This is a genomic window from Streptomyces sp. NPDC006463 (assembly GCF_042870715.1).
Lineage (GTDB): Bacteria > Actinomycetota > Actinomycetes > Streptomycetales > Streptomycetaceae > Streptomyces.
Map to the genome: position 1 here is coordinate 194029 of NZ_JBIAHP010000006.1, position 12486 is coordinate 206514.

The 12486-nt window shown below is 75.3% G+C and carries 8 protein-coding genes; 4 read left to right on the forward strand and 4 right to left on the reverse strand.

Features of this window, described 5'->3' with window-relative positions; all coding sequences use genetic code 11:
• Positions 1-416 precede the first annotated feature (416 nt).
• From ACFYOB_RS13735 to ACFYOB_RS13750, 4 genes are all read right to left on the reverse strand, one after another.
• Positions 417-1016: an acyltransferase gene (locus ACFYOB_RS13735; protein ID WP_388559181.1), complete on the reverse strand. Its 600-nt coding sequence runs from the start codon at positions 1014-1016 to the stop codon at positions 417-419.
• A 246-nt stretch (positions 1017-1262) separates the two neighbouring features.
• Positions 1263-2261, reverse strand: coding sequence for an AIR synthase-related protein (locus tag ACFYOB_RS13740; protein WP_388559183.1), 999 nt, complete (start codon positions 2259-2261; stop codon positions 1263-1265).
• Between the two features lie 269 nt (positions 2262-2530).
• A complete protein-coding gene (locus ACFYOB_RS13745) occupies positions 2531-3079 on the reverse strand; it encodes a hypothetical protein (RefSeq protein WP_388559186.1) in 549 nt (182 codons plus the stop codon).
• A 112-nt stretch (positions 3080-3191) separates the two neighbouring features.
• Positions 3192-4580, reverse strand: coding sequence for an MFS transporter (locus tag ACFYOB_RS13750; RefSeq protein ID WP_388559189.1), 1389 nt, complete (start codon positions 4578-4580; stop codon positions 3192-3194).
• A gap of 255 nt (positions 4581-4835) precedes the next feature.
• On the opposite strand from ACFYOB_RS13750, the gene ACFYOB_RS13755 reads away from it, so the two are divergent.
• The 4 genes from ACFYOB_RS13755 to ACFYOB_RS13770 all read left to right on the forward strand — a co-directional run bounded on the left by ACFYOB_RS13755 (position 4836) and on the right by ACFYOB_RS13770 (position 12482).
• Positions 4836-5843 (forward strand): AfsA-related hotdog domain-containing protein, encoded by a 1008-nt coding sequence (locus ACFYOB_RS13755; RefSeq protein WP_388559192.1) that lies wholly within the window; start codon positions 4836-4838, stop codon positions 5841-5843.
• Between the two features lie 5 nt (positions 5844-5848).
• A complete protein-coding gene (locus ACFYOB_RS13760; RefSeq protein ID WP_388559195.1) occupies positions 5849-8464 on the forward strand; it encodes a BTAD domain-containing putative transcriptional regulator in 2616 nt (871 codons plus the stop codon).
• 80 nt (positions 8465-8544) lie between these two features.
• Complete coding sequence (locus ACFYOB_RS13765) at positions 8545-10767, forward strand: ATP-binding protein (protein WP_388559198.1); 2223 nt, start codon at positions 8545-8547, stop codon at positions 10765-10767.
• The gene (locus ACFYOB_RS13770) at positions 10758-12482 is read left to right on the forward strand and encodes an AMP-binding protein (RefSeq protein ID WP_388559201.1); all 1725 of its coding nucleotides are present in this window, start codon (positions 10758-10760) and stop codon (positions 12480-12482) included. Before ACFYOB_RS13765 ends, ACFYOB_RS13770 begins: the two co-directional genes overlap by 10 nt.
• Positions 12483-12486: the final 4 nt, after the last annotated feature.

Sequence of the window (12486 nt, forward strand, 5' to 3'; positions counted from 1 at the left end):
CTCCCCGGGTGCTGCGTGCACCCCGTATGTCCGAGCTCTCCGGCTCCAACACACCTACCCCCTCTGATCGCTCCTCGGACGGACCTGGCGGTCGTCACTCCGCGGAGGGGAATCGCGCATGACGGCGCACGTGCCGCCGGTGAATCCCCACCGATGGCACGAGCCGTCCGACGGCTGCGTCTGGACCCCCCAGCGATGCCGTCGGACTGGGGCGCGCGCGTCAACGGCAGCCGCCGCAGGCGCGGTGGAACCGCGCCGCCGGCGCACTGCCCGCGGTGCCCTCGTCGTGTACAACCCCCCACTGAGCCAGGCCTGTTGCCTGCTCAGATCCCGTGTGCAGGGACACGGTATGCCCACGGTTGTTCGTTGTTTGTGGTTTTGACGAAATGCCGAAGCCCTAAATTGCCGACATACCGTCAGATGCGCTCGACGAGCGTGCCGTCCTTCTCGTCGTGCAGCGCGCCGGTGCGCGGGCACTCCCACACGCCCGGCTCGTCCTCGTGTTCCACCAGGCGGACCCCGGCCCGGCCCACCCAGCCGATCCGCCGGGCCGGCACCCCCGCCACGAGCGCGAAGTCCGGTACGTCCCGGGACACCACCGCGCCGGCCGCGACCAGCGCCCAGCGCCCGACGCGCACCCCGGCCACGCACACCGAGCGGGCCCCCAGCGAGGCGCCCTCGGCCACCACGACCCCGACCGCCTCCCAGTCGCCTCCGCGCTTGAGGCGGCCGTCGGGGTCGACCGCGCGCGGGTAGAAGTCGTTGGTGAGCACCACCGCCGGGCCGATGAACACCCCGTCGCCGAGCTCGGCGGGCTCGTACACGAGCGCGTGGTTCTGGAGCTTGACGTTGTCCCCGATCCGTACGCCGGGCCCGACGTACGCCCCGCGTCCCACGATGCAGCCGCGCCCGAGCCGGGCCTCCTCCCGTATCTGCGCCAGATCCCAGACGGTGGTCCCCTCACCGAGTTCGGCGGTCTCGTCGACCTGGGAGGAAGGTTGAATGCGGACACTCACGGGACGGTCCCCTTACGGCTCGCGAGGCGTTCGGACGCGCGTGTGTACGGCCGTCCGTGCGTCCGTACGCGCGGTCCGAGCATATGCCGCCCAAGGGCATCGCATACGTGGATCAACCGACTGTTCAGAAAACGGAGTTGGCCCCGCAGGAGTCCTGCCGGCCGGCCCGGCACGTCGGGGACCTCGGGCGCCACCTCTTCGGCGAAGTCGGCGGCGATCTCGCACACGTGCCGCGTCAGCCCTTCGTCAGAGCAGGCGTTCGGGGACCGTGCCCGAGGGGACCGTGCGGGTGTGGAGGCGGCCGTCCGGCGTGCGGAACTCCACCTCGCCCAGCGGGTCGGCGGTGACCTCGCCGACCACGGTCGCGTGGCGGCCGTAGGGGTGGGCGCGCAGGCGGGTGAGGACCTGGGAGGTGCGTTCCGGGGCCACGAACAGGCACAGGCACCCGGCGCAGGCCGCGTCCAGGGGCGCGAGGCCGCGGGCGCCGAGGGCCACGCGGGCCTCGTACCGGACGGGCAGGGCGGCCTCCTCGACCCGCAGGGTCAGGCCGCGGCCCGCGGCGCACCGGCGCAGGACCTCTGCCAGGCCGCCCGCGACCACCGTCCGGGCGTGGCGGATGTCGGGGCCCACCGCGCGCAGCAGGCCTCCCAGAGGGGCGCAGTCGCTGGGTACGTGGTGCTCGTAGCCGAGCCCGTCGCGCAGCGAGACCAGGTGGGCGGCGTGGCTGCCCAGGCGCCCGGTCACCACGATGCGGTCGCCGGGCCTGACCGAGCCGAGCTCCAGGGGCGGGCCGCCGAGCACGCCGAAGGCGGTGGCGGTGACGAAGACCCGGTCGGCCTCGCCCGCGCGGACGACCTGGGTGTCCACCGCGGCGATGGCGACCTGGGCCTCGGCGGCCGCGCCCCGGACGGAGGCGGTGAGCCTGCGCACCAGGTCCAGCGGCAGCCCGGCCTCCAGCACGATGCCGAGGGCGATGTGGCGGACATCGGCTCCGGTGGCGGCCAGTTCGTTGACGGCTCCGCAGACGGCGACGCGACCGATGTCCCCGTTGCCGAAGAAGGGCGGGTCGACGACGTACGTACCGGACCGTACGACGACGGCGGGGTCGGGGACGGGGACGGGGACGGCGCCATCGGGAACGGCGCGGTCGACGACGGGGCCGGGGAGGAGCGATTCCTCGATCAGGGCCCGTACCTCCGGGCCGAAGCCGACTTGGCCGGTGTCCCACTCCTGTGTGTACGTCACGAAAGCATCCCCCGAAGCCCGCGAGTCATGATCGTCCCATCATCCTGCGCGGACGGTCCCCCGCATACCCGTAACTTCCCGGCGTCCGATGAGGGGTTGGGACTGCTGGACGTTGACCGGGTGAGTGTGTTCCGGCATGGATGAGTGCCGCCGCCCAGCTCACCGAAACCGAGTGGCGGGAACACCGGGAAGCCGAACGCTGGTTCCTCGCCGCTGACGGCGAGAGCGGCAAAGGGTTCGGCAACGAGACGATCCGCGGAGTGGCGGCGTCAGCTCTTGATCGGTAACACCTTCTTGATGGCCGCGACGGCGGCCCGCGGTTCGTCAGCGTGACAGCGGACCGTGTGGACCTCCGTACATTTCCCCAAGAGACTTACCGTGGTCACTGGTTGGGCCAGTTCGACAGTGATCGAGGTCTGCGACGCGATGGCCACGTCCAGCACACCGTCCTCGGACTTGTTCGCGTCCGGAAACCGGAGGTCGTAGCGAGCGGACGCGATCCGTTCCAGCGGTATCCACAGGTCGAGCCCCGCACTGCGCCGCACCCGCAGCCCGCCCGGCCCCACGACGTGTGGGCGTGTGACGGCCGCGGCGTGCAGCCCCAGTACCAGAAACACCGTGTAGAGGTCGAGGAGCAGCATGATCAGATGGGCGACCGGATACGCGGCGAGCATGAAGGAAACGCCGACCGTCTCAACCACGAACACGAAGACCAGCCCATACGCCGTCGGCGCCTGAGCACGCGCATACCCGACAGCGATGTCCACGTCCCCGACCCCGTCAGTGCGCCGCGCCACCCACAGCCCGAGGCTCGTCATCCACCGCCCCTCGTGTGCCACCAACCGTCGCGCCTTTGCACCTAATGCCCCGATCCCCATGTCCCCCAGTGAATCAGAGACCCCTGGATTCTCCCCAGGTCGTCAGGAACGGTCAGTAGGGGTGGTCCGTGCGGTCGTAGCCCCGCAGCAGGAGGACGGCCACCGCCGTGGCCAGGGCGGGGAGCAGCGCGAAGCCGGCCAGCATGCCGAGTTCGGCGGTCGAGGTCTGCTCGGCGGCCCGTCCCGTGCCGGAGGGGACGTAGCCGCAGAGCTGGAGCACCAGGCCGTAGAGGAAGGGGCCGAGGGCGACACCCAGTCCCTCGCCGGTGCTGAACAGGCCGGACAGGACGCCCGCTCGGCGGCGTTCGGTCCGGGCGGTGTCCTTGGCGATGCAGTCCGGCAGCATCGCGTACAGGAAGAGCAGCTGGCCCGCGTGGCCCGTGCCGGCCAGCGCCATGGTGAGCAGTACGGCGCCTTCGGGCAGTGCGGGGGCGGCGAGGAAGAGCAGGCACCCGGCGGCGAACAGGGCGGAGGCGACGGTGTATCCGTGGCGGCCGGCGCGCAGCCTCGACCAGAGCGGCATGGTCAGGAGGTTGGGCGCGACGAACGCGGCGACGAGCGCGCCGACCCCGGAGGAGTCGCGCAGGACGTGCTCGGCGAAGTACGGCGCGCCCGCGAGCAGGACGCCGGTCGCGACGGACTGGACGACCACGCACCGCAGCAGCGCCATGAAGGCCGGGTTGCCGCGGGCGGCAACGAACTGGCGGCGCAGGCTCGGCTCGCTCTGGAGGACGCGGGGGCCGACGGGGCCGCCCCGGCCCCCGCCGGAGGTTCCGGCGAAGACCCAGACCGCTCCGAGGGCGATGACCAGCCCGCCGAACACCCCCACCCACCGGTGTCCGGCGAGCCCACCGCCCCCGGCGTCGATGAGGGCGGGTCCGGCCGCGCCGGTGACCAGCGCGGCCACTGCGATGACGGCCACCCGTCCGCCGACCAGGCGCATGCGGTCCTGGTGCCGGTCGCTGAGCTCGGCGGGCATGGCGACGTACGGCACCAGGAAGAAGGCGAACGCGGTCGCGGTGAGCAGGTATCCGCCCGCGGTGAGCCAGGCGCCGCCGGTGCCCGGCAGCAGGCCGGCGAAGGTCAGCGCGAAGGCCAGGGCCGTCGCGAGCCCGCCGCACAGGACGTACGGGCGGCGCGCGCCCCAGCGGCTGCGAGTGCGGTCGCTGGCGCGCCCGACCAGCGGGTTGAGGAAGGCGTCCCAGGCCTTGGGTACGAAGACGATCGCGCCGGCCAGCGCGGCGCCCACCCCCAGGGTGTCCGTGAGGTACGGGAGCAGCAGCAGGCCGGGGAGGGTGGTGAACGTGCCCGTGACGAGCGATCCCGAGGCGTAGCCGAAGCGGAGCCGGGCCGACAGGCCCGCGGGGCCGGCCCCGGCCGCGGAATCCGCCGACTCCGCCGACTCCGCCGACCGCACGGTGTCGGTACCTGTGGTGGTCATCGGGGGCTCCCTTCCGGGATCGGTCGAGTGGGCGCGGGGCAAGGCCCCGCCCGGGGGGTGGGGGGACATCCCGGGGGGCGGGGCTCTCGTACAGCAGGGTCCGTCCTCCCCCTTGGAGGTGACTAAAGCCCACAACCACGGATGGGGGCCGATGCGGAACGCATGAGTTCCTGCCATGCACTTTCCTGCCAACGGCACCGGCTGGCTGGCCGCTCGACCACCGCTCCACCATGACGCGAGAGTTAGGAGAGGGACATGACAGTCGACAACAGCACGACCTCGCCCCCCGCCGTCCACGGCCACGCGGGGGCCGCGGCGGCCCAGCACCTGATCCACCGTCCGCCCTCGCGGGCCCACTACGGTCTCGACGTCCCCAGCCTCGGCGAGGAGAACTTCACCCTCGTCGGCGCGACCCCCGTCGCCCATCCGCTCTTCAACGACGGTCCGGGCCACTTCCACGATCTGCAGATCGCGACCGAGACCATGCGCGAGATCGGCGAGTTCGTCGGCCACCGCTACTTCGGCGTGCCGGAGGACCGCCCCGGTCTCTTCTACCGCTTCACTCTCGACCTCACCGACCTCTCGGCCTGGCGTACGGACGGGGCCCCCGCCGGCCCCGTACCCATGGAGACCCACATCAGGGCCCGCCCTGCGAACGTGGTCGACGAGGTGCCGCGCGGACTCGACTTCCACCTGCAGGTGGTGATCGACGGCCGCCCGTGCGCGACGGGCGCCGCCGGTCTGGTATTCCTCATGCCGAAGCTCTACCGCAGGCACCTGGAGCACTCCCGGCAGGCGCTGCGGGCCGCGCCCGAGCTCGACGACGCGCCGGACGGCCCGCTGCGGCCGGCCGACTCCGCCGAGACGGGCCGCTACGCCCCCGAGAACACCGTGATCAGCGAACCGACCGACGCGGCACGCGGCCGGATCAGCACCTGGCTGCTCTCCCGGCAGATCAGCCCCGTGTTCGCGGGCGAGGACGGGCAGCTCTCCGGACTGCACCTGATGGAGGCACTGCGCCAGACCTCGCTGCTCGCAGCGGGCCGGGCGCACGGGCTGAACCCGGCGCGCAGCGCGATCGGCGCCTGCCAGGTGCACTTCCGCGGGCAGGCGGACCTCGATCTGCCGCTGCGCTGCGTGGCGGTGGCCGGGCCGCTGGGGCACGACGCCGCGGGGCGGCCCTCCGTACCGGTCACGCTCACCCTGACGCAGCGCCGCCGCGCGGTGGCCGAGGCCCGCACGTCCGTCGTCCAGGACTACTGAGGACGATGCGTTTCGGAATCCTGGGCCCGCTGGAGGTCACGGGCGGCGGCGCGGACGGCGGCCCGGACGGCGGTGCGGACGACGGCCCGGTGGTCTCGTACGCTCCGCAGGCCGCCAAACTGCGGGTCGTCCTCGGGACACTGCTGGTCCGCGCGAACGAGGTCGTGTCGTCGGAGAGCCTCATCGACGAGCTCTGGCCGGAGGCGCCGCCGCGTACGGCGACGACGACGCTCCAGGTCTACGTGTCGCACCTGCGCAAGACGCTGGGCAGCGCCGATCCGCGCGGCGGCCGGGAGTCGCTGGTCACCCGGCGCCCGGGCTATCTGCTGCGCGTCGGAGCGGACGCGCTCGACACCACGGTCTTCGAGGACCTGTCCCGCCGCGGTCACCAGGCCCTACGGGACGCGGACTTCGGCGCGGCGGCGGATCTGATGCGGCGGGCGCTGGCGCTGTGGCGGGGGCCGGTGCTGTCGGACACCCCGCACGGGCCGCTGCTTGACGGCGCGGCCGTGCGCCTGGGCGAGGTGCGCTCCACCGTGCTCGACGAGCGCATCCGGGCCGAGCTGCACCTGGGACTGCACCGCGAACTGGTGGCGGAGCTCCAGGAACTGGTCGCCGAGCACCGGATGCACGAGGAGTTCCACGCCCATCTGATGGTGGCGCTGTACCGGTGCGGGCGGCAGGCGGAAGCGCTGCGCGTGTTCGCGATGCTGCGGCGGACCCTCGTGGAGGAGCTCGGGATAGAGCCGGGCCCTTCGTCCCGGCGGCTCCAGCGGCGCATTCTGGAAGGGGATCCGGCGCTGTCGATGCCCGGAGCCCGAACCGCAACCGGCCCCGGAACCGGAACCGGCACCGGCACCGGCACCGGCACCGGCACCGGGTCGGCCGTACGGTCCGGGCCGGCCGGATCGGGTGCCGCGGCCGACGCCCCGGCCGACGGTGCGCAAGGCTGGTCGCCGGCGCTCGGCGCCCTGCCGCCCGCCGACCCCCGCTTCGCGGGCCGGACCGCTGAACTCGCCGAGCTGGAGCAGCTGTTGCTGGCCTCACCCGCGGGCGGCTGCGTCGCCGTGACGGGCCTGCCGGGCACCGGCAAGACGGCTCTCGCCGTGGAGAGCGCGCACCGCGTGGCGGACGCCTTCCCCGACGGGCAGGTCTTCCTGGACCTGCGCCGCGCCGCCGGCCCGCCGCCGACCGGCGCGGAGATCCTCGACCGGCTGGAGCGGGCGCCCCTGACGGGCCGCCGGGTGCTGATCGTGCTGGACCACGTCACCTCCGAGACCCAGGTACGGCCCCTGCTGCCCCTCGCCCCGGGCTCCGCGCTGCTGCTCACCGCGGGCCGGGTGCCCGCCGGGCTCCCGGGGCTTCGTCCGGTGGTCCTCGGACCGTGGCGTCCCGAGGAGTCGCGGCGGCTCGCCGGGCTGTTCACCGAGCGGGGCAGCCCCGCGCCCGGACCCGGCGCGGTCGAGGAGATCGCCGGGCTGTGCGGGGGGCTCCCGCTCGCCGTGCGGGCCGCCGCAGCCCAGCTCGCGGCCCGGCCGCACTGGACCCCCGCCACGCTGGCGGACCGGCTGCGGGACGAGGGCGGGCGGCTGGACGCGCTGCGGGCCGGCGATGTCGACGTACGGGCCCGCCTGCTGGAGGCGTACGCGGCGGCTCCCGGGGCCGAGCGGCGGACCTTCCGCCTGCTGTCGCTGCTGCCGCCCGGCAGGTTCGGCGCCCGGCAGGCGGCCGCCGCGCTGGACCTGGCCGAGCCGCGGGCCGCGGCGGCCCTGGACGCCCTGGCCGACGAGCGGCTGCTGGCGGTGGACCGCGACGGCTGCCACCTCCCGGAGCTGCTGCGGCTGCTGGCGGTGGAGCGGCTGGCACTGGAGGAGGACGCCGAGGTGCGGCGCGCGGCGGCGGAGCGGGTGTGCCGGGCGTACGCGGCGGCCGCCGCGCAGCCGGGCCGGCTGGCGGACGCCGACGCGCGGGGGCTCGTACGGCTGGCGCGGACCGCCTACGAGGCCGGGCTGTGGGCGCTGGCGGTACGGCTGACGGACGCCACGGGCGGGTGGGTGGAAGAGGACGCCGAGGCCGCCTACACCATGGCGCTGGACGCGGCAGTGCGGTGCGCGGACCGGTCGGCCCAGGCCCGGATGGAGCGCTCGCTCGGCGACCTGGCCTGGCAGTACCGGCGCGCGGAACGGGCGCACGAGCTGTACGAGGGGGCGCTGGCGCACGCCCGGGAGGCGGGCGACGAGGAGGAGGCGGGCCGCGCCCTGGTGGGCCTGGCCGAGCTGCGGCTGGACGCCGGTTCGGCGGCGGAGGCCGCCGCCCTGCTGGAGCCCGCCCTCGCCGCCCTGTCGGTGCCCGGCCGTACGCGCGGCCGCTACGAGGCGAGCCGCGCCCGGGCGCTCCTGGCGCTGGCCCAGGACGGGCCGGAGGGGGCGGAGACGGCCCGGGCCTGGTTCGGCGAGTGCCTGCAGCTGGCGGGGGCCCTGCGCGACCACCGGCTGGAGGTGTACGCCAGACGTTCGCTGCGGGCGCTGTCCGCGACCGCCGGTGGTGGCGGCGCCGCGCGGCGTGCCGTGGAGATCCGTCCGGGGCTCTGGCGGATCCAGCCGGCCGGTGTCCGCTCCTGACCGGCACCGGTGCGCCGGCCCCCGGCACCACCCGGCCTCCTGACCCATTCGATCGCCCTCTACGCAACGTACGGAGAACCATGTCGGTAGCGCTCAGCCCGGTGACGGAGCTCGTCGGGCGGGAACTCGAAGCCGCCGCCCTGCGGGAGCGGCTGCGCGACCCCTCGGTCCGGCTGCTGACGGTGACCGGTCGGGCCGGCGTGGGCAAGACCCGGCTGGCCGCGGAGGCCGTACGGGAGGCCGGCGCGGAGTTCGCCCGGGTGGAGGTGGTCGACGCGGCGGCGCGGTGGACCGCCGGGGACGAACCGCTGCGCTCCTGGGGGCCCGAGGAGTCCGGCCGGATCCTGCTGCTGCTCGACGGCTGTGACCACGAGGCGCGCCCGGCCGCCGCCGGGGCCGTCGCGGCGCTCGCCGGTGATCCGCGCGTGGTGGTGCTGGCCACCGCGGTGGAGCCGCTCGGGGTGTACGGGGAACAGCTGCTGCCCTTGGCGCCGCTGCCGGTACCGGGGCCCGCGGAGGGCGCCGCCGACCCGCACGAGGTGCGCCAGGTGGCGTCGGTCGCGCTGTTCGTACGCCGGGCCCGGGACGCCGACCCGGCCTTCGCGCTCACGCTGGAGAACGCGGCGGCCGTCGCCGAGATCTGCACGCTCCTCGACGGGCTGCCGCTCGCCATCGAACTCGCCGCGCGCAGGCTGCGGCTGTTCCCTCCCCACCTGCTGCCTTCCCGGCTGCGCGGTCGTACGACCGTCCTGGCGGGCGGACCCGCGCACGCGCCCGAGCGGCACCGATCGCTCGCGGCCCTGGCCGAGTGGAGCTGCCGCGGGCTCGACGCCCCGGTCCGCGCCCTGCTGGAGCGGCTCTCGGTGTACGAGCCCGGCTTCGGCCTGGCGGCGGCTGGCGTGTCGGCGGAGGCGGGCGTCGAGGCCCTGCTGGACCGCGGTCTGCTGGCCGTGGTGGGTGAGGAGCAGGGGGAGCTGCGGCTGGCCGTGACCGAGCCCGTGCGGTCCCACTGCCGCGCGGTACTCGCCGAGTCGGGTCGCGACGGCGCGGCACTGGACGCGCACGCGGAGCGCTACCGGCAGCTGGTGACCACCTCCCTGCCCGGCCTGAACGGGACCGAACAGGAGCGTATGCTGCGGGAGTTGGCCGCCGAGGGCGCGAACGTGACGGCCGCGTTGCGGCGGCTGCGCGAGCGCGGTGACGGCGAGGCGGCGGCCGCCCTGGTGCTCGGCTGCCGGCTGCCCTGGCTGACGCAGGGGCGGCTGCGGGAGGGGCTGGAGTGGTGCGACGGCGCGGCCGAGGCGGCGGGGCCCCCGCTGCTGGAGGCCGTACGGGCCCGGCTGGCCGACATGTCCGGGCTGTTCGCGCTCGCCCTGGGTGATCCGCAGGAGGCCGTACGCCGCCACCGCCGGGCGCTCGCACTGGGAAAGGCCGTCGGTGACCGGCGGCAGAACGCGCTCGCCTCCGCCCACCTCGGTACGGCGCTGCTGAAGGCCGGTGATCCGCCGGGGGCGCGGGCCGTGCTGGTGACCGCGCTGAACGCGCTGGAGTCGATGGGCGTCACCGGGGGCGCGGCCGGGGCGGCGGCGGCTCTCGCGGACGTGCTGCACGCCGACGGCGACCGGCGCAAGGCGCAGGAGCTGCTGGACCGGGCCGAGGAGGCCTTCCGGCGGATCCGGGACGGGCGGGGCCTGGCGGGCGCGCTGCGGACCTCGGCGGCGCTGGCCCTGGAGGGCGAGGATCCGGACCGGGCCGACCGGGCGCTGCGGGAGGCCCTGCGGCTGTACGGGGCGATCGGGGAGCGGACCGAACTGCCGGACCTGCTGGAGGAGTTCGCGCTGCTCCTGCTGCGCACGGCGCCCGCGCAGCGGCCGCGGACGGTGCGGCTGCTGGCGGCGGCCGACACCTTGCGGGCCGGGACGGGGGCCGAGGTGCCCGACGAGTGGCGCTCCGAGGCCGAGCGGGCCCGTACGGAGCTGAGCGCGCGGCTGGACTGGTCCGACTTCGCCACGGCGTGGGCCGAGGGGGTGCGGATGGGGGCGCCCGCCGCGGTGGCGGAGGCCCTCTCGGCGCCCGCGCCCTCGCGCCGACCGGTGGCGGGGGCGGTCGCCGAGGCGCAGTCGCTCACCCCGCGGCAGGTCCAGGTGGCCCTGCTGGTCTCGGAAGGACTGACGAACCGCCATATCGCTGCCAGGCTGGACATTTCGGAGTGGACCGTGGTCAACCACGTCCGCCAGGTGATGCGCAGGCTCGGGTGCACCTCACGGGTGCAGGTCGCCGGGGCGGTGGGCCGATGGGCCTGACGGACTCCCCCTCGTACCCCGCGGCGGAAAACCTCGGCTCCGCACACGGCCGGCCCCTGGACCTCGGCGCGCCGGCCGGGGTCTCGGCGCGGTTCCGGGCCGCCGGATGGTGGCGCCCGGAGACCTTCCTCGACGACCTGTACCGTACGGCCGCCGCCGCGCCCGGGCGCCCGGCGATCGTCTCGGAGCGGGCCCACCGTCCGGCCGGCCGACGCCGGATCGCCCTCACGTACAGCCAACTGGCCCTGTACGTCGACCGGTTCGCCGCCGCCTTGACCTCTCTCGGGGTGGCCCCCGGGGACCCCGTCGCCTACCAGCTGCCGAGCTGGTGGGAGACCGCGGCGCTGACCCTCGCCTGCTGGCGGGCCGGAGCGGTCGCGGTGCCGGTGCTGCCGACCGTACGGGCCCACGGACTGCACCGGATCCTGGAGAACACCCGGGCCCGGGTCTGCGTGGTGCCCGACGTGTGGGAGGGGCATGCGCACGCCGAGGTCCTCGCGGACCTCGCGCCGCGCCTGCCGTGGCTGCGCCACCGGGTCGTCGTGGGGGACGCGGCGGCGACCGGGGCGGTCGACTTCGCGGCGTACTTCCGGCGCACCGCGCACGAGCGCACCGAGGCGGGCAGGCGGAGCAGGCCGCGGAGCGGTCAGGCCGACCGGCCCGCCCTGCTGATCAGCGTGATGGGCCTGCGGGACGCCTACACCTCGGTGCTGCACTCCCCCAACACGCTGTACGCCAACATCGCCTCCCAGCACGAGGGCGACGGCCCGGGCCGACGGTCGCGCGAGGTCTTCCTCAGCACGCTGCCGCTCACCTCGCTGGCCTCGCTGCTGTACACCGTGTGCTGGCCGCTGGCGGTCGGCGGGACGGGGGTCCACCAGGACGTGTGGGATCCGGGCCGGTGCCTGGACCTGATGGCGGCGGCCGGGGTGGACCAGGTCTACGCGGAGCCCGCCTACTTCTCCGAGCTGCTCACGACGCAGCAGCGCCGCCCCAGGGACCTGGACCGGCTGCGGCTGGTGCTGTCCGGCGGGCGCACCAGCACGCCCGCGCCGCTCGCCGCCGAACTCCGCGCGGTGTTCGGCGTACCGGTGCTCTCCGTGTGGGGGACCCCGGAACTCGGCATGGGCGCCCTCACCGGGGACACTCCCGACGAGGGCGACGCCTTCCACCCGCTGCGCGGGCTGGAGGTTTCCGCCGGGCACGGGACACAGGCGCTCACGGTGCGCGGGCCGTCGGTCTGCCTGGCCACGTGGGGGCAGGGAGCCCCGGCACCGGTGCCCACCTGGGAGCGGGCCGACGGCTGGCTGGACACCGGGGACCTGGCTCAGACCGGCCCGCACGGCGGGATCCGGGTCCTGGCCAGGGCCGGGATGCGGACCGGCGCGATCTTCATGGTGCCGGTGGCCGAGGTGGAGGAGCAGTTGCTGACCCACCCCCGGGTCGGCGAGGCCGCGGTCGTCGCCTACACCGATCCCGAGCACGGGGAGCTGCCCTGCGCCGTCGTGGTCCCGACCGCGCAGGACCGGCCGCCGGGTCCGGCCGAGCTGCGCGAGCACCTCACCGCCCGGGGCGTCGCGGAGGCCTTTCTGCCGACACGGCTGGAGATCGTCGGCGCACTGCCGCGCGACGACCTCGGCCGGGTCCGCCGCGGCGCGCTGCGCAGCTGGCTGACGCGCCTGCGGCCCGGCGGGCCCCGGCCGGCCCCCGACTGAGTCC

Bases quoted from the DNA above. Each gene is read 5' to 3' on its own strand.
- ACFYOB_RS13760 (WP_388559195.1), top strand. From the start codon at position 5,849: ATGCGTTTCGGAATCCTGGGCCCGCTGGAGGTCACGGGCGGCGGCGCG.
- ACFYOB_RS13750 (WP_388559189.1), bottom strand. From the start codon at position 4,580: ATGACCACCACAGGTACCGACACCGTGCGGTCGGCGGAGTCGGCGGAG.
- ACFYOB_RS13745 (WP_388559186.1), bottom strand. From the start codon at position 3,079: ATGACGAGCCTCGGGCTGTGGGTGGCGCGGCGCACTGACGGGGTCGGG.
- ACFYOB_RS13765 (WP_388559198.1), top strand. From the start codon at position 8,545: ATGTCGGTAGCGCTCAGCCCGGTGACGGAGCTCGTCGGGCGGGAACTC.
- ACFYOB_RS13770 (WP_388559201.1), top strand. From the start codon at position 10,758: ATGGGCCTGACGGACTCCCCCTCGTACCCCGCGGCGGAAAACCTCGGC.
- ACFYOB_RS13755 (WP_388559192.1), top strand. From the start codon at position 4,836: ATGACAGTCGACAACAGCACGACCTCGCCCCCCGCCGTCCACGGCCAC.